We start from the raw sequence: 17,980 nt of genomic DNA on the forward strand, positions 1-17,980 counted from the left end.
AAAGAAATGTCACAATAACTGCTATGAAAAACTGTTACTAAAATGCTAAATAGGAATCTTATGTTTACAGGTATCGTTCAAGGTATGGCAACACTGGTTGCTATCAACAAAAAAGAGTCGTTTCAAACTCATACCATTGAGCTAAGCGATGAAATGGTTGAAGGATTAGCCATTGGTGCTTCAGTAGCTCATAACGGTTGTTGCTTAACGGTAACGGAAATTTCAGGTAACCAGATTGCTTTTGATTTAATGCAAGCGACATTGCGATTGACGAACTTAGGCCAACTGAATGTTGGTGACAAAGTGAATGTTGAGCGTGCAGCAAAGTTTGGTGACGAAATTGGCGGGCATAGCATGTCTGGCCACATTACTCTGATGGCTAACCTAGTCGATGTGATTAAAACAGAAAACAACCGTACACTTTGGTTCGAACTACCAGAAGAATCGATGAAGTACGTATTGAGTAAGGGTTACATTGGTGTTGATGGTTGTTCATTGACGATTGGCGAAGTGGAAGAGAACCGTTTCTCTGTCCACCTAATTCCAGAAACTCTGAATCGTACTCTGTTTGGCGGCCGTGAAGTAGGCGACCAAGTGAACATTGAGTTCGATCCACAAACGCAGGCAATTGTTGATACTGTCGAGCGTGTATTAGCGAACCAGAAATAGTAGTAGCGGTTTATCAACAGCATTTGCCTAAAAAACGCTGACTAAGTAAGAGTCGCAGACATTAAAAAAGAGCACATTGAGTGCTCTTTTTCTATTTTTGTGTTTCTGCGTTTTTCTAGGCTAGCCTCAAAATCGAGGTGTAGAGCCAACTCGACAAGAGAGTAGGTGTTAGAAGACTTGTTCGTCGTCTGCATCAATCGAGAGATTAATCCTGTCTCTTACCTCATCTACCTGCATGTCGAGGTGAATGGCATTGCAACATGCTGGGCAATCGTCATAAAAATCTTGGCTCCCATTAGAAGCATCAAGCGTTATGCTGATGGCATGCCCACAGTGGGGGCAGGAGACATGTTTCTCTGTGTATTTATGCATCGCGAATTCTCCTCACTGTAACTTGTTCCAATCGTAGTCGCTTTATAGAGCGACTTAGCTCGCTGTGATTGGTATTAAACGGCCTGTATCTTCTGAATGCATGCTTCAGTGTGTGCTAAATATTCGCCGCCAAATTGATTGCAGTGGTTAAGAAGATGGTACAAGTTGTAAATGTCTTTCCGATCAGTATAGCCAACGTCGAGTGGATTGACGCTCTGGTAACCTTCATAAAACTCTTTAGGGAAACCTTCAAACAATTCAGTTAACGCCAAATCACACTCATGGTCCCCCCAGTAACAAGCAGGGTCGTAGCAAATTGGGCCAAACGCAGAGTTAGCAACATTGCCATTCCAAAGATCCCCATGAAGCAAAGAAGGGCGAGGGTTGTGGCCAGCAAGACGCATATTCACCACATCAACGATGTCATCGATATCACCAAACTCGATGCCTTTCTCTTTGAGCAGTTGCAGTTGGAAACCAATGCGTTGCTCAGAGAAAAAGCGACCCCATTTCTTATGCCAAGGGTTGGGTTGAAGTGTGCTGCCGATATAGTTGTCTTGGTCGCAACCAAACTCTTTTTGCTCGCCCCATTGATGAAGCCGCGCAAGCTGAACGCCGAAATCGAAGCTATTGTTGCCCGTCTCGAGCGGTTTGGTCGGCAAGTAATTCAGAATAATGAACGAGCACTCTTTGGTTTTGCCAATAAGCACCAACTCAGGAACGTAAACAGTGGAGGTTTCTCTTAACAAGCGTAAGTTCTCAGCTTCAATTTCAAACTTAGGTAAAAATTCTCGCTGATTCACTTTCACAAAGTAACGCTCATTACCATCGCTGATCATATAGCAATCGTTAATGTCGCCACCAGAAACCTTGGTACGTTCAGTAATCTGAAAGTTAAATAGAAGAGTATCTGAAAGTTGTTGAGAAATGGCCTGCCACATAGGAAATCCTCAAAGACTGAAAGTTAAAAAGATTGAAGGTTAGAAATACTGTTTGTTTAATAGCAATAGTTTAGGATAAATCTGAACAATTTATAGACGCACTCGTCAATGTTCTTAGCTCTTCTTCATCTTACGTAGAATCAATTGGCCGAATTGTGAACTCGAACTGATTCAAGCTCTTTGAAATACAAACATAAATTGAAAACCTGACGTGATGAAATAGTTTGGAACTGGTCTCACAATCGAAACGGTTTTGAACGCCACAAACTGGAAAAGAGGTTTGAGCTTGTTATTGTCTAGCGACTAAATCAAATGAGCTTTTAGAGTAAGTTAAAAGGACTATTGTTAACTGGCGCAATACTTTGCTTCAAAGTTTGTCTTACACTTCTTTAGCGTGAATTTACTTATGTCGTAAGTAGGCAGGTATACCACATAAAGCTATATCGATTTAATTTTAAGCTGAAATACTAACTAGGATCATTTAAATGTAGTTTTGGGCAATAAAGTGATGACAAATAGCTTCATTTACATAGTATTAGGCAAGTACGTATTAATCTGCTCTAGAGCTTAAAACGGAGAATTATTGTGGTTGTAGAAACCGATGGCTATTTGGCTTTAATCGAGCACCTATCATTCAACCTTGATGTGTTTACCAATAGTAATGGTGATACTGGAAACGAAAGTGTCGAAGACATTGTTACCGACATGATTTCAACAAACATCATGGCTATTTTCGAGCAAAACCCAGAGTTGCATTCGAGCGTTCGTTTTCAACTTTTGAAAGAAGCAGATGCCGTAGTAGCGGATCTTGGTGAAGTATTAGCGGGTGTGTGGGCTAAGAAAGCGACTAACGAACAAATTGTATTCCTCGATGAGTACATCGCGTTAGTGAAGAACCTGTTTGATACTGCTGTTGCTAAATACGATTAACGGTTTGTTTGCTCATTTATCGTCGTAATTAATCAGCATAATAACAACGGGCGTTTAAGTCGTATCTTTCTAGAGTTACCTCGCTCAGCGGTTTATCTTTCGAACCGCTATAAACGCCTAAAGTGCCAAAACTTGGATGCCCAGTAAGGGTTATCTAACCTAGAAATAATGACACCTTTCGATGTCGAGGCATGTAGAAATTGGTTGTTTCCTAAATAAACGCCTACATGTCGCACCGTCATCGAAGTCTTGAAAAACACCAAGTCACCGCTTGTTGCCTGCCCATACGCAATTTCTTTTCCCTTTTTACTCTGGTCTTTTGTGGTTCTTGGTAGAGCTTGTTGAGTCGCATTTTGCACGGCGATTTGAACAAAAGCAGAGCAATCTATACCTCGAAATGAGGTCCCACCGAAATGGTATGGCACGCCTTTCCACTGTTCATACACGCTCATATAAGCGTTTGTAGTCAATTGTTCTGACTTTGATAGGGGTTTCTGTGCGGTTTGACTAAGCTGAGAAGGCGAAGGTGACGAGCTACATGCAGCCAATGTTGCTAAAGTTATTGTAACTACAGCCATTTTTCTGATTTTCATATGTAACTCTTCTGACAAAAAACTGAAATAAAAACGTCATCAAGGACTTCTAGTATACGACCTAACTTAAGGATATCTCTTTTCGTAGTCAAACTGGATTTCACATGCCCGACACAAATTTATCAATAAAACCCTCACGTTATACATTCTCGCTCATTCAAACCGTCACTGCTGTATTTATTTCCATTCTTTTACTTGTTATTTTTTTATCAATGGTTAGCATTCGGGGCGTTGAACGGGTCGGGGGACATTTTGATGCACTCTCGGAACAAGCATTACCCCTTGCTCTACATAACGCCGAATTAACGCAAAGCGTATTAGAACAAGTAAAACTTCTCACTTACAGCACCCAATCAACCGACTTAGATACACTGAATGCCACAAGGGGCTCAATTGACCAACTCGCGACAGAGAGCAATACCACGCTAGAGGAACTTCTTTTTATTTCCCAATCTTTTCCTGATGCGATCTCTTTAGAGCAACAACAAATCCTTGTCGATGACATGGCGCAACTGCAAGCTATGACCAACACGGTACTGCTGGCGCAGATTGAGATTCAAAGTAAGCAAAATCTGATCGACAGTAAAATGGGCGAGTTCCGTTATGGCGTTGGATCTATCGGACCAGAAATGAATCGAATCAGCTCATTCTTGGTTGAAGACAACCCAGAAGCGAGCGATGCAGCGAACCGATTCACATCCAGTGCGTCTGCTATGGCGAACACCTTCTTGATGTTGATGATGCAACCTGACATTGATAAAGCACAAGACGAATACCGTCAATTGAGAAACCGAATCGCAGGCCTTAACTTGGCTTACAGCGATTTTGCCGATTGGCATCCAGACATCGTTGATTTCGCGAGCTTGACGGCGCCTTACGAGATGGTGAAAGAAGGCTTTACCGAAGAAGGCGTGATCAAACAGATCCTCTTGAAACTCGAACTTGTTCAGCAGCAAGAGCAGAACTTAACGCAAGTTATCACCCTCGCGAATACAGTCATAAGCACATTGAATCAGTTGTCTTCTACCGCTTCCCATCTGATTGATGAAAGCGAACTGGTTGTAAATCAAACCATCACCAATATTGATCGTGTGTTGTTTATCAGCGGGCTGGTTATTGCCGTAATCATTGTGATTTCATGGTTCGTGTTACGCCGTTGGATGAATAAAGGGCTAAAAAACATTACTCAACAGTTGAGTTCACTTGCAGATCATGACTTCTCTAAACAGAGTGAATTGCTTGGGCCGCTAGAGCTTCAAGTTATCACTTCAAAACTCAATACGGTCGTTGATTCCACCGCGGACTCGGTTCGTTTAGTAACGCGTAACTGTGAGACGCTTTATCAAACGGCTGAAGTAAGCCATGACGCTGCAGAGCAAACCAATTCGAGCTTGAACGAACAGAACGAATCACTTCAGAATATGATCACCACCATTACTGAGCTGGAAGCATCGATTGGTGAGATTGCTCGTATTTCTAACGCATCGAACGACGATGCTCAAATAGCAGAAGATGAGTCAGTGAGTGGCAGCCAAGTGGTTGGCCTTAACCAACAACGATTACAAGCGCTTGAGCAATCTCTTAGCATGAGTGAAGAGTCGATGGCTGACTTGGATGGTCGAGTGAAACAGATTCGTGAAATGGTCGATATGATCAGCGGAATCGCTGAAAACACCAACTTATTGGCACTGAACGCTGCGATAGAAGCAGCGCGAGCAGGTGAACAAGGTCGAGGTTTTGCGGTAGTTGCAGACGAAGTGCGTAAATTGGCGAGCGGCACATCCCAGCAAACCACCAATATTCGTAGCATGATGAACGAGCTAGTAGCGGCAGCCGATCGCTCACGTGCTTCTGTAACGGAATCGAGAAGTGAGATGGCCAATGCACTGGAAACCAGTGGCGATGTAAGACAAGCCTTCGAGAAAATCGAATTTGCGGTTAGCCAGATCAAAGGGCGTGTTGAGCAAATCATGGTGGCTACCGAAGAACAAGCTCGTGCAACTGTCGATGTTACCCATTCAATCACTCGAGTATCTGAGCAGGGCGAGAATACTAAGCTGCAACTTGAATCTATGATCGAGAGTTCAGAGCAAGTCGGAGAGATAGCAGCGCACCAACAAGCCATGCTTCATAAGTACGTGCTGAAATAGACGAGCGTGATAGTTAAGCTAGTGTGCGAAAGAGTTTAAGCACTAGCAGTACTTAATCATTAACTACGCTTATAACGACTATCGATACAGAAGCGCCCTTAAATTCTCACAAGAATCTAAGGGCGTTTTGTTTTCGGATTAAGATAACTTTGGTATTAAACTAAGGTTGGTCTCAATATAAACTTGAGACTCAACTGAATTCGAACCTAGTCTTTCGTTGTCTGGAATCGTGCAAATGGCTGACGCAGCATCAAATCCAACCGTTGTTCTTTACCATCTTGAATCTCGGGAACACCAATATGCACCTTATCATGGCCAAGCTTGGGTTGGGCGCGGTAAGTCTTAAACCAGATGTCCCACACAGATAAAAAGAAACCAAAGTTTGAATGGGTTTCTTTCACAATGACCGAGTGATGAACGCGGTGCATGTCTGGTGTCACAATCACTTTTCTTAGTTGCTTATCGAACCATAGCGGAAGACGTGCATTGCTATGGTTAAACATTGCGCTCGCGTTAAGTACAATTTCAAAGATCACGACAGCAATGACAGGCACACCAAGCGCGATCACCAAGCTCACTTTGATAAGCATTGAAAGAATCATCTCAATAGGGTGAAAGCGCGTTCCGGTTGTGACATCGATATCGAGGTCCGCATGGTGAACTCGATGTAGCTTCCACAACCAAGGAACACGGTGAAACACCAAGTGCTGTAGGTAAATGGCACAATCCAAGAGCAATACACAGATCAGAATGGTCAATTCTTTCGGAAGTGACAGGGTATTGAACAGACCCCATTGGTTTTCTTGTGCGATAACCGCCGCTTGAAATGCTGCGATAGGAATTATAGTGGCCAATAGAAAGCTGTTCAAAGCGACTAACGCAAAGTTGTTTCCCCAGCGAAACCATTTGCTTTGAGTCAGTGCTTTACGTGGAAAACGGTATTCCCAAAGCGCACACAATCCAAAAACGATAATAAAACAAACAAGGCGAAGCAGTGATGGGTCTTGCATGGGAATTCCTTCTATCATTCTAGGGACACTGTAAGTACAATCGTGCCACTTTTCTAGATTTATCGTTATTGTCCATGAGAATCCACGCTTTTCACCGTTTATATCAACACCGTTTGTCTCTTTCAACCAAGCCGTTTAACGCGCGCGGGTGTAAAGTGGTTCGATGTGAGTTCTGTAAAATCAAACAAGATAGCTGTATCTGTGAACATCAACCAGACGTAAATACGAACGTCGCGACCATGTTGATCTTATCGGACAACGAAATACTCAAACCAAGTAATACCGGCCGTTTAATCCTTGATACCGTTAAAGACAGCTATGCCTACCTTTGGCACCGCACTGAACCGAATCAAGAGATGCTTGATGTGCTGAAAGACGATAAATATCAGCCAGTCGTGGTCTTTCCTGAAGATTATACCGATGACAAATCGCGTGTGGTTGCAGATCTTGCTGAAATGCGAGATTCGAACAAGACGTTGCTGCTGATCTTTATTGATGGTAGTTGGCGTGAAGCACGACGTATTTTCCGTCGTTCAGAGTATCTGCAAGACTTACCGGTGTTGTCGATCGAACCAGAATCGGTTTCGCAATACATGATGCGTAAGTCAGACAACGAACAACATCTCTCGACTGCAGAAGTAGCGAGCTTGGTTTTGAAACAGGCTGGTGAAGAGCAGGGCGCAAAGACTTTACAGCTGTGGTTTGAGACATTTCGTGAAAGCTACATGCTAAGTAAGACGCGTTATAAGTCCGATCCAACCAAACCAAGCCTGAACGCTTTCATAGAGCACACTAAAAATGAGACGTCACTCTAACCTTTAACCGCTTTGTGCTGACTTGTTGTTCAAACAGATTCGAACACGAGATAAGTTTGTTATCCATCACGGTTTGTAGGGGGAGTGTTATGGATAATGCGTCCTAGATGTTTAATTTGAAAAATTTATTTGCCCGAATTTAGGGAAAAATTGGAGAGATTTCATGTATTACGGCTTCGATGTTGGCGGCACAAAAATTGAATTTGGTGCGTTCAATGAAAAACTTGAGCGAGTAGCAACAGAACGCGTACCAACGCCTACTGAAGATTATCAACTGCTACTTGATACGATTGCCGGTTTGGTGAAGAAGTACGACAGTGAATTTTCTTGCGAAGGTAAAATTGGTCTTGGTCTTCCTGGTATGGAAGATGCTGACGACGGCACAATGCTGGTTGTTAACGTGCCAGCTTCAACGGGGAAACCACTACGTAAAGACCTAGAAGCACTTATTGGTCGTAGTGTGAAAATTGAAAATGATGCGAATTGCTTTGCGCTTTCAGAAGCGTGGGATGACGAGCTTAAAGACGAACCATCAGTAGCAGGCCTAATTCTAGGTACTGGTTTTGGTGGCGGGTTAGTTTACGAAGGCAAAGTGTTCTCTGGTCGTAACCACGTTGCTGGTGAACTGGGCCATATGCGTCTTCCTATTGATGCTTGGTTCCACCTTGGCGACAACGCACCGTTACTCGGTTGTGGTTGTGGCAAGAAAGGTTGTCTAGACAGCTACCTATCAGGTCGTGGCTTTGAATTGATTTACGAGCACTACTTCGGCGAGAAGAAGAAAGCAATCGAGATCATTCAAGCGTACAACGAAGGTGAAGCAAAAGCGGCTGAGCACGTTGATCGTTTCATGGAGCTATTGGCTATCTGTTTCGCGAACCTGTTTACCGGTCTTGATCCACACGTAGTTGCATTGGGTGGCGGTCTTTCAAACTTCGAACTTATCTACGAAGAGATGCCAAAGCGTATCCCTAAATACCTACTGTCTGTAGCGAAATGTCCAAAGATCATCAAAGCGAAGCACGGTGATTCAGGCGGCGTTCGTGGCGCTGCATTCCTTAACATTAAGTAATCGTGACTTAAGCTAGCTAAGGTTAGATAGTTAAAAAGTACAAATAAAAATGCCGCAATCTCGAAAGAGGTTGCGGCATTTTTTATTGTTCGGTGCTTTCGTTTCTTTAGCTGTTAGCTGTTAGCTGTTAACTACAAACGAAAAGCTAGAAACGACATATCAAGAAAAGAGCCAAGAGGGCTTACTTCTTCTTTTTACCAACACCAAGATTGTCTTTTTGCTTCAACGTAAGCTTAGTAAAGCCAAGCTTGCGGAAGTAGTTGTCTTGGTAGTTGCGAACCGCTTTAGTATCAGAAATCAACTCAAGCTGTTGCTCAGTTTTTAGATACTCAGAGATATCGATGCCTTCAGCTGCAGCAACAGCTTCTTGGATCGTGCGGTGTTCTTGTTTTGAAAACAGTAACTCTTTGTCTTCGTCTTTGTAAGTGTACAGAATGGTACGAGCCATGGTGCTCTCCAATAGAATTATTACTTTGCGCGCACTCTACATAAAAACAGTACGTGGCTCAAGGTTATGATAAGAAATCTTAAGATTATCGTTCTAACGTTTAGCGTAATTTAAGCTATTTGTCTTTTAGGCAACGAACAGGTTGTCTTTCACGAAACGAAAAGAACAAAAAGCCCCTTAACATCGAAAGCTCGATAGAAGGGGCTTCGTCTATGTCTTGGCGAAGATCTTCCAAATCACTTAAAAGCTTCTAAGTCAATTAAAAAGCAGCTAAGTCAATTTAGGTGTTTGAGCTTTGAATCAAACACGCCCTTGCAATGGAATGATCGTTACCGTTTCACCAACTTTCACGGTATCAACCGCTGGTGAGATTTCGATTAAACAGTTCGCTTCACTCATTGAACGCAGAATACCTGAACCTTGCTTGCCCGTTGTTTTCACTTCAAGCACGCCAGATTCATTCATCGAGAACACACCACGGCTAAATTCAGTACGGCCTTGGCGTGAGCGCAGTTGTTCAGTTGCTACAGCATTTGCTTTTACTGGTGTCCAGTTCGTTTGACCTTGCAGCTTACGGATCGCTGGCTCTACAAAGTTGATAAACGACACCATCACAGCAACAGGGTTACCCGGTAAACCAAAGAACGGCTTGTTCTCAATCTTACCGTAAGCCAATGGGCGACCTGGACGCATGTTGATACGCCAGAAGTTGATTTCACCCAGTTTATCTAACGCAAGCTTGATGTAATCCGCATCACCAACAGACACACCACCAGAAGTCAAAACCATATCGGTTTCAAGCGACGCAGAATGCAGCACATCCATCATCTTCTGCTCATCATCTTCAATGATGCCGTAATCGACGATGTCACAGCCGAGCTTTTGAAGCATGCCGATAATAGTAAAACGATTTGAGTCATAGATAGAGTTTGGTTTTTGCTCGTGACCCGGCGCTTGAACTTCATCACCCGTAGAGAACACACCCACTTTCACTTTACGCAGAACAGGGCAGGTACCAAAACCTAACGACGCCATCATGCCCATTTCTGGCGCTTCAATGCGTGTGCCACGTGTAAAGACAGGTTGGCCGATTTCTAAATCTTCACCTGCCATACGGACATTTTGTCCAACCGAGATTTTAGCATCAGGGAAGCTAACTTTATCGCCATCTTGGACGGCTTGTTCACGCATCACGACAACATCAACGCCTTCTGGTATTGGTGCGCCGGTCATGATTTTAACGGCTTCACCTTGTTGCACGATTTGCTCGTAGCTGTGACCCGCCATGACTTCAGCAACGATGTTGTAACTGTCCAATTCTAGATCTTCACTACGAATTGCATAACCGTCCATTGCAGAGTTGGTATTCTGAGGAACGTTGATTGGCGAGATCACATCTTCAGCCAACACTCGACCGTAGCCCTGCAGTAGTTCAACACTCTCTGTGAGATCAAGCGCGTCAATGCTATCAACAATCTTTTGTTGGCCTTGAGTAACGGTTACACCTGCAGGAGAGAACGAATCACAACACACTGCAGGCGTGTTGTCTTTTGAAGACGAACAAGAAGCGGTTTCGCTTATTTTCGAGGAACCGTCAAACGACTGAGCATATTCAATAATGAAATCACGAATCGCTTCTAAGTCACTGATCGCCATTTGTGGCAGTTCTGATTCCACTTGGCTGTCTGCAGCAATGGCAATAATGTTGTCATCGTTCGGGTATAACCAAGGTTTACCGACTTCATCTCTGTGCAATTCAATTTTAGGGAAAGCAATGTTCTTGCAACCTTCAACCAAAATCAGATCAAGCGTGTTGGTATCGAAACGTGTCAGAAGGTAATCAAAATCAGCTTCGGCTTCTGGCGTTTCTGTCATCATCACGTGACGGTTACGAGAAGCGATCAACATTTGATTCGCGCCCGCTTTACGTAAGCGGTAACTGTCTTTACCTGGCTTATCGACATCAAAATCGTGGTGAGCATGTTTAAGAACACCCACTTTTAAACCCGCATTAGTCAGCAGAGGCAGTAACGCTTCAAGTACCGTTGTTTTGCCTGTACCGCTATAAGCAGCAAAGCCCAATAGAGGAAGGTTAGGGCGTTGTTTTGAATCTTTCATTATTGAAGCGTTCCGAATTGGGTGAGTTCTTCTGGCGTGTTGAGATTAACAAAGCAGTTAGGAGAATCGCTAAAATCGACATATTCCGTGACACATTCTTTGTATAGCAAGATGATTTTACGATCACCACGTTCCAAAAACGCTTCTAGCTTTGGCAGAACACGTTTGTGGAATAGGGTGAATACAGGTTGCTTAAACTCGCCATCATGCGCGACAAGAATGTCACTGTCTTCTTTAACTGCAGAACAAAAACGCTCAACAAGGTCGTCACTGATTTGTGGGCTGTCGCAAGGGACAAAGCCGACCCAGTCTGTGCTCGCGTTTTTAAGGCCAGCATGAATACCGCCCAATGGACCTGGATAGTCAGGGAAGGAATCGGAAACAACCGGAGCAAATGCTTGGTAACTGTCTAAGTTACGGTTGGCATTGATAGTGATGCTGACATCTTGCTGTGACAGCTTGTTTATAACGTATTGAATAAGCGGAGAACCGTTGAGCTCAACAAGTCCTTTATCTTTTCCGCCCATGCGGCTGGCCTGTCCGCCAGCCAAAATAACCCAACTAGTTTGCGTTGGAAGCAGCATAAATATTCTCTTGTGCTTTATCTTTCTGAATAACTTGCAGAAGCGGCGATTCGGTCAAAGTATTGTCTTTGATCCACCATTGCTTCTTACATAAGTCGGTTAACGCGTTAGTTTGGTGACTAGTGATGACTAAACTCGCGCCTCTTTGAAGAAGATCTTCGGCCATTATCACCAATCTTTCAATAGATTCTTTGTCTAAAGAGGCACTTGGTTCATCCATTAGCAAGATTGACGGCTTAAGAATCCAAGCTCGTGCCATTGCAACGCGTTGACGCTCACCACCAGACAACACAGAAATGTGTTCATCTGCCAAGGTTTCTAAACCTACCATTCTCAGCGCATTAATTATTTGAGCTCGCTTATCTTTTTGGCTCTCTTTGTTAAAGCGAATGCCATAAGCGACATTTTGGTACACCGAACCATCAAAAAGATAGGGGGTTTGATGCAGGTAGATAATGTCTTTGAACTTGAGCCTAGGGAATAAGATCTGCTGCCAGCTTTGTGTCGGAGACTGAATGCGGCCGGAGCTTGGCTGAATCAATCCAGACAATATTTTAAGTAGGGTCGTTTTACCCACACCATTATCTCCTTTGAGATAAATGGCATCGTTGGGGCCGATCGACAATTCGGGAATATGGAACAAAACACGCTCTTTGTAGCGCATTGAAATTTGCTGCGTTGTTATTTTTATACTCATGACAGCGTTCCTAAGTTCTTAAATAGCCTTTTCCTCTCACACTGGAAAGGAAAAAGTTAAGGGCTAATGCCAATGCTAATAACACCATACCGAGGGCGACGCCTTGAGCGAATGCGCCTTTGTGGCTTTCCATAGCGATAGCTGTTGGGATGTTTCTTGTCATCCCCATAATGTTGCCACCGACCATCATTGAACAACCAACCTCAGTGACAATACGAGAGAAGGCAGCGATAGTTGCCGCTAAAAGAGGGAAGCGCGTTTCCCAAATTAACGTACACGCCACACGAGTCGTTGATACGCCAAGCGTGCGCGCCGTTTCAACCGCTCGGCGGTCACTGGCTTGGAGAGCGCCGTGCATCATCGCGACTAGGATTGGGAAACAGATCAGCATCTGACCTAGAATCATCGCCTTTTGGGTGAACAGTAATTCCCAATCACCGAGTGGGCCAGAACGAGAGAGCATCATGTACATCAACAAACCGATAACCACGGTTGGGATAGCTTGCAGGGTGTTGATCACCGATAACAATGCCCACTTCCCGGGGAACTCGGTATAAGCCAATAAGAAAGCCATAAGGATTGCAGGAACAATCACTAATGAGATGGCGGACAAAGATACGCTGAAAGATACCGCGACGATTTTCCACAATTCGTGGTCAAAACTCACTAGTAGGTTCATTGCATCAATCGTTGTTTGCCATAGGGTCATGAAGTATCTCGTGTGAATCGATAATAGATCTTTATCGGTAATGACTGATGTTAATCATAGCTGACACAAACTATTTGAGCTTGAATTGGCCAGCTATTGTTTTTAAGAGTGTTTCGTTAACTGTTTAGCTAAGTGTAGTGCTTGTTAGTTTTGGCTAGACCTTCAACGCTACGCTTTACAACCAACGACTCATTGCTTACAACAAAGTACTCTGCACTTACAACCAACTATTCTGCGCTCGCAACAAACAGCTGTTTGCCGTGCAGTTTAAAGTCGTTAATCAGTTTCTGGCCTTTAGGGTTAACCAGCCAATCACTGAATACTTTCGCAGCTTGGTAGTTGATGCTCGGGTAGCGTTCTGGGTTAACAAGAATCACTTGGTAAGGGTTGAAGAGGTTCTTGTCACCTTGGAAAAGGATTTTTAGATCCAGTTTATTTTGGTAAGCCAACCAAGTACCACGGTCTGTCATGGTGTAGCCTTGCATCTCTGACGCCATGTTCAGAGTAGGGCCCATGCCTTGACCAACACTGCGGTAACCACCAAAGTTTGGTTCAATTTTAGTTTGCGCCCAAATGCCCATCTCTTTCTTATGAGTACCAGAGTCGTCGCCACGAGACACAAACGTCACGTTATTAGTCGCGATCGCGTTGAACACATCTGCCACTGCTTTTTGAGATTCAATTTTTGCTGGGTCACTTTGAGGGCCCACAATCACAAAGTCGTTGTACATCAGCTTACGAGGTAAAACGCCGTAGCCTTTTTCTACGAAATTCGCTTCAGCTTTTGGTGCGTGAGTCATTACCAAATCAACATCACCATTTTCGCCCATGCGAAGTGATTTACCGGTACCCGCAGCAAGAACATCAACCTTGATACCAGAATCTTTTTTGAACTCAGGCAATAAGTAGTCCAGTAGACCAGAGTGATAAGTACTTGTGGTTGTCGCCAACTTAATATGAGTGGTGTCTTCCGCGCTGCTAGCCGTGTAACTGACGATAGATAGAGCTGCAATAGTTAGGGGAATTGCTTTCATTATTATTATGTCCATTCTGTTATAAATGAATGACATGCCTTCAATTTTAAAGGGCTCAAAGAGGGCATGTGCATAAGACGCTAATTGTTGTAATTAGAAATCTACACCTTATAAGCAATCTTAATGCCAACAAATAATGCATCAGATTTCTTTAAATTGCTGTTATTTCGGACAAAACTGAGTCTTTTACCCCGTTAAAATGAATCAAAACATGAGCTAGGACAAAATGTCGCACATTGTCCCTGTTGGAGAAAAGGTTAATTGGTACACTCTGTCCCAACTTTTCTCACCGGCTAATCATTATGTCTTTACCTAGTTCATCTGCATCCAATCTCAACCCGAACACATTGACTCAGTATCAGGCCTTTTCCGTTTTGGTCGTCGATGATGAATTGGGTATGCAGGCTATCTTAAAGAAAGCACTGGGTAAGTTCTTTGGCAAGGTGTCGAGCGCAGGGTCGGTTGAAGAGGCTGAAACGCTGCGTTCAAGCGAACATTTTGATCTGATTGTCCTTGATATCAACCTACCAGGCCGCTCTGGCATTGAGTGGGAAGAGGCGTTTAACGACAACGACAAACGTGCCGATGTGATTTTCATGACGGGTTATGCCGATCTAGAGATGACCATATCCGCGCTTAAGCTTGGTGCTTCAGATTTTATTCTTAAGCCGTTCAACCTCGAACAGATGATACAAGCGGTTCTGCGTTGTATGGATAAGCGACTTGATCAAAGAATGCAGTACGCGTTGAAGCGTGATGTTAGCCGTCATATCAAGACCGAATTGATCGGCAATTCAGACAAAACTAAACAGCTTAAATTGCTGATCAGTCAATTTGCACCGTCAAGAGCATCCGTTCTTATAGAAGGTGAGTCAGGTACGGGTAAAGAGTTAGTTGCTCGTGGTGTACATGAAGCCAGTAAACGCACAGGTCCATTTGTGCCAATCAACTGTGGTGCGATTGCTCCAGAGCTTCTAGAAAGTGAACTGTTTGGACATACATCAGGCGCATTTACTGGTGCGAAGAAAAACCGTGAAGGTCTTTTCCGAGTCGCAAGTGGTGGCACCTTGTTCCTTGATGAAATTGGTGAAATGCCACTGCCAATGCAAGCTGCATTGTTACGCGTGTTAGAGCAAAGAACCATTCGTCCAGTCGGTAGCGAGAAGGAAATTTCCGTTGACGTACGAGTGGTGGCGGCGACCAACCGAAATCTTCAAGAAGAGGTCGATAAAGGGCACTTCCGCCGCGATCTGTTCTACCGACTCAATGTACTTAAGATTGATGTGGTGCCATTGAGAGAGCGCCCGTCAGACCTGATTGAACTTGTTCCATACTTTACTCGTCTTTTATCGAGCGAGCTTGGCATGCCAGTTCCAAATTGGGCACATGAAGATATCTTGGCGTTGAACGAATACGAATGGCCGGGAAATATTCGTGAACTTAAAAACTTAGTCGAACGATGCATTCTTTTAGACAAGCCACCAGCACACTATTGGCGCGAGATTAATGGTGATCCTGTTCCTGCTAGCATTTCAGTGACGGTGTCACATGGTGCGGAAATGCCAAACTTGAATAATGCAGACGCTGCCGAGGGTTATCCAAACACTTGGACACTCAAAGAAGTAGAAAAATCTCATATAGAACAGCTGGTTAGTTTTCATGATGGCAATAAATCGGCAGCTGCAAGAGATCTTGGCGTCGCACGTAAAACGCTAGAGCGTAAGTACAAAGATTGGAACACAGAAGGCTCTGAATATGCCGATTAGACGTCGTTGGTGGTCAAAGTGGGCGTTCCGATTCAAAACCATGGTTCGCTACCGATTATTATTCCTTACATCTGCTCCGATCATTCTGACCTTGTGCGCGCTTGTGGCTATCACACTGTATTGGTCAATACATTACACGTGGCAGGGCGCTCTGATTGATGTCGATGAGCGTTTGGATGTTGCCGATAACAGTATTCACCTGATCCAAAATCAGCAAGCATACAACGTTCGTGCGTTCGCCGAGTCTTATAACTTTCGAACCAAACTCGCGAGTGATCTTTCACACGAAGAGCTAACTCGCTGGGTGTCTGAGAACAAATCTCGCTATGAGCTCGATTTTCTGCGCTGGCGCAGTGTCGAGAGCATGGAAAAGAAACTCGAATATCTAAACTTAACTCACAAGCCTTCATTTTTCAGTGTCTTAAGCCGTAATGAACTCAATTATCTCGATCGTGACCTCGCTAAAAAAGCGGAAGTTCCGATGCTCAACGGGCAAGAGGTCGAGACTCGCGGATTGGTAAGCAGAACCGTTGTATCCATCAAAGATGAACATGATCATGTGATTGGTTTTCTGGATGGTGGGATCTTACTGAATAACAGTACTCAACTTGTTGACCAAATCAGCAACCTTATCTATCCACAACGAGAAGGTTTTAATCGTCATATAGGAACGGTCACGGTTTTCCTTGATGATCTTCGTGTTAGCACCAACGTGCCTTTGAGCAGTGAAGACAGTGTAGGGCGCGCCATTGGTACACGTGTTTCTCACGAGGTTCACTCGAAAGTCTTGAATGAAGGTAAAGAGTGGCTAGATCGAGCGTATGTTTACGATGCTTGGTACATCACAGCTTACCAACCAATCCATGACCAGTTTAATAATGTGATTGGTATGCTTTACACCGGTTATTTGATTTGGCCGCTGATAGAAACGTACTTAACCAACCTTGGCGAAATTAGCATTACCATTGTGTTGCTTCTGTTGGCATCCGGTTTGATCGTTCACCGTGGCGCACGTGATCTTTTCAACCCAATCGAACGCATTCATAAAGTGGTGAAGCTAGTACAGATGGGGCAAGACAAGCGAATTGGTACGCTAGGTTTGGATGATCAACACGAACTGACACTGCTCGCTAAACAGTTCGATAAGATGTTGGATCTACTGCACGAGCGTAATCAAGAGATTCAACAAGCGGCGTCTGAACTAGAGTGCAAAGTGCATTCTCGTACCGCGAGTTTGAAAGAGAAAACTGAAGAACTTGAACTGCACATCAAGCTTCTCAATCAAGCCAGAGATAAGCTGGTGGTCAATGAAAAACTGGCCGCGTTAGGTGAATTAACGGCAGGTATTGCTCATGAGATCAATAACCCAACCGCCGTGATTCTTGGCAACGTTGAACTGATGAAGTTTGAACTGGGCGATGAAGTGAGCCGTGTAGATGAGGAAGTCCACGCGATCATGGAGCAGATTGACCGAATTCGAAATATCACACGAAGCCTGCTTCAATACAGCCGTCACGGCGGCGTACAAGACGAAATTACGTGGCAACATATCAACCCAATAGTGGATGAAAGTATTACGCTCGTAAAAACAGGTGCGAAGAAGAAAGGCATTGTGTACGTATCGCAGCTGAACGCTAAAACCTCAGTCGAGGTCAATCGAAACCAATTGCTACAGATTCTGGTTAACCTACAAATGAACGCGATTCATGCAATGGACGGTCAGGGCACGTTAACCATTTCGAGTGAAGACTGGGTTGAAAATGGTGTGTCTCATGGCGCTATCGTTCATGTTCAAGATGAAGGCTGCGGTATTAAGGAAGAACAACTGAAACGTATCTTCTCGCCTTTCTATACCACCAAACGAGATGGCACGGGCTTAGGGTTGTCAGTATCTCAGAGTATCTTGAGCCAAACTGGCGGCGAGATCCGAGTTGAATCTGAGGTAGGTAAGGGAAGTTGCTTTAGTATCTATCTTCAACAGAAAGCGACACCTCAATTGCTTGTATCAAACCTATAAGTTCTAAGAACTCATTCACTGATATTATTCATCTGATAATATTTCTAACGCGCTT

17 protein-coding genes are annotated in these 17,980 nt (G+C 44.0%); 7 read left to right on the forward strand and 10 right to left on the reverse strand.

The features are described 5' to 3' along the window. Positions 1-60 precede the first annotated feature (60 nt). The gene (locus AB4209_RS11460; RefSeq protein WP_017063887.1) at positions 61-669 is read left to right on the forward strand and encodes a riboflavin synthase; all 609 of its coding nucleotides are present in this window, start codon (positions 61-63) and stop codon (positions 667-669) included. A 168-nt stretch (positions 670-837) separates the two neighbouring features. Here the strand turns inward: AB4209_RS11460 and AB4209_RS11465 are convergent, their stop codons facing one another. Together AB4209_RS11465 and AB4209_RS11470 are read right to left on the reverse strand one after the other, a co-directional pair. Next, positions 838-1,041: a CPXCG motif-containing cysteine-rich protein gene (locus tag AB4209_RS11465; protein WP_004733789.1), complete on the reverse strand. Its 204-nt coding sequence runs from the start codon at positions 1,039-1,041 to the stop codon at positions 838-840. 74 nt (positions 1,042-1,115) lie between these two features. Beyond that, positions 1,116-1,982: a fructosamine kinase family protein gene (locus AB4209_RS11470; RefSeq protein ID WP_017059601.1), complete on the reverse strand. Its 867-nt coding sequence runs from the start codon at positions 1,980-1,982 to the stop codon at positions 1,116-1,118. A 585-nt stretch (positions 1,983-2,567) separates the two neighbouring features. Between AB4209_RS11470 and AB4209_RS11475 the strand changes: the two genes are divergently transcribed. Further along, the gene (locus tag AB4209_RS11475) at positions 2,568-2,912 is read left to right on the forward strand and encodes a DUF3802 family protein (RefSeq protein WP_010440912.1); all 345 of its coding nucleotides are present in this window, start codon (positions 2,568-2,570) and stop codon (positions 2,910-2,912) included. A 107-nt stretch (positions 2,913-3,019) separates the two neighbouring features. Here AB4209_RS11475 and AB4209_RS11480 read toward each other — a convergent pair whose 3' ends face one another. Then, positions 3,020-3,505: a C40 family peptidase gene (locus tag AB4209_RS11480; RefSeq protein WP_017059602.1), complete on the reverse strand. Its 486-nt coding sequence runs from the start codon at positions 3,503-3,505 to the stop codon at positions 3,020-3,022. A gap of 104 nt (positions 3,506-3,609) precedes the next feature. Between AB4209_RS11480 and AB4209_RS11485 the strand changes: the two genes are divergently transcribed. Then, on the forward strand, positions 3,610-5,655 hold the full coding sequence (locus AB4209_RS11485) for a methyl-accepting chemotaxis protein (RefSeq protein WP_372055919.1): 2,046 nt from the start codon (positions 3,610-3,612) through the stop codon (positions 5,653-5,655). Between the two features lie 206 nt (positions 5,656-5,861). On the opposite strand, the gene AB4209_RS11490 is transcribed toward AB4209_RS11485, so the two are convergent. Then, complete coding sequence (locus tag AB4209_RS11490) at positions 5,862-6,665, reverse strand: sterol desaturase family protein (protein WP_372055921.1); 804 nt, start codon at positions 6,663-6,665, stop codon at positions 5,862-5,864. Positions 6,666-6,733: 68 nt separating this feature from the next. On the opposite strand from AB4209_RS11490, the gene AB4209_RS11495 reads away from it, so the two are divergent. Continuing rightward, positions 6,734-7,480 carry a tRNA-uridine aminocarboxypropyltransferase gene (locus AB4209_RS11495; RefSeq protein WP_371722153.1) on the forward strand — a complete coding sequence of 249 codons (747 nt, stop codon included), beginning with the start codon at positions 6,734-6,736 and terminating at the stop codon, positions 7,478-7,480. A gap of 163 nt (positions 7,481-7,643) precedes the next feature. After that, positions 7,644-8,552, forward strand: coding sequence for an N-acetylglucosamine kinase (nagK, locus tag AB4209_RS11500; protein ID WP_017068179.1), 909 nt, complete (start codon positions 7,644-7,646; stop codon positions 8,550-8,552). 181 nt (positions 8,553-8,733) lie between these two features. Here nagK and AB4209_RS11505 read toward each other — a convergent pair whose 3' ends face one another. The 6 genes from AB4209_RS11505 to AB4209_RS11530 form a co-directional block, all read right to left on the reverse strand. Next, positions 8,734-9,000: a DUF2960 family protein gene (locus AB4209_RS11505; RefSeq protein ID WP_017063882.1), complete on the reverse strand. Its 267-nt coding sequence runs from the start codon at positions 8,998-9,000 to the stop codon at positions 8,734-8,736. Between the two features lie 300 nt (positions 9,001-9,300). After that, complete coding sequence (locus AB4209_RS11510) at positions 9,301-11,118, reverse strand: bifunctional molybdopterin-guanine dinucleotide biosynthesis adaptor protein MobB/molybdopterin molybdotransferase MoeA (RefSeq protein ID WP_372055923.1); 1,818 nt, start codon at positions 11,116-11,118, stop codon at positions 9,301-9,303. Continuing rightward, entirely contained in the window at positions 11,118-11,702 is a 585-nt protein-coding gene (gene mobA / locus AB4209_RS11515; protein WP_004733776.1) for a molybdenum cofactor guanylyltransferase MobA, read from the reverse strand. Before mobA ends, AB4209_RS11510 begins: the two co-directional genes overlap by 1 nt. Beyond that, positions 11,680-12,399 (reverse strand): energy-coupling factor ABC transporter ATP-binding protein, encoded by a 720-nt coding sequence (locus AB4209_RS11520; RefSeq protein WP_004733775.1) that lies wholly within the window; start codon positions 12,397-12,399, stop codon positions 11,680-11,682. Before AB4209_RS11520 ends, mobA begins: the two co-directional genes overlap by 23 nt. Before the next feature lie 10 nt (positions 12,400-12,409). Further along, complete coding sequence (locus AB4209_RS11525; protein WP_017068184.1) at positions 12,410-13,108, reverse strand: ABC transporter permease; 699 nt, start codon at positions 13,106-13,108, stop codon at positions 12,410-12,412. Between the two features lie 227 nt (positions 13,109-13,335). Further along, positions 13,336-14,142 carry a substrate-binding domain-containing protein gene (locus AB4209_RS11530; protein ID WP_372055925.1) on the reverse strand — a complete coding sequence of 269 codons (807 nt, stop codon included), beginning with the start codon at positions 14,140-14,142 and terminating at the stop codon, positions 13,336-13,338. Between the two features lie 302 nt (positions 14,143-14,444). Between AB4209_RS11530 and AB4209_RS11535 the strand changes: the two genes are divergently transcribed. Next, entirely contained in the window at positions 14,445-15,908 is a 1,464-nt protein-coding gene (locus AB4209_RS11535; RefSeq protein ID WP_029235435.1) for a sigma-54 dependent transcriptional regulator, read from the forward strand. Then, the gene (locus tag AB4209_RS11540) at positions 15,898-17,925 is read left to right on the forward strand and encodes a cache domain-containing protein (RefSeq protein ID WP_017059613.1); all 2,028 of its coding nucleotides are present in this window, start codon (positions 15,898-15,900) and stop codon (positions 17,923-17,925) included. Before AB4209_RS11535 ends, AB4209_RS11540 begins: the two co-directional genes overlap by 11 nt. The last annotated feature ends 55 nt before the right edge of the window (positions 17,926-17,980 follow it).

The organism is Vibrio sp. 10N.286.48.C11 (assembly GCF_041469805.1).
In the GTDB taxonomy this organism is placed as follows: domain Bacteria; phylum Pseudomonadota; class Gammaproteobacteria; order Enterobacterales; family Vibrionaceae; genus Vibrio; species Vibrio crassostreae_C.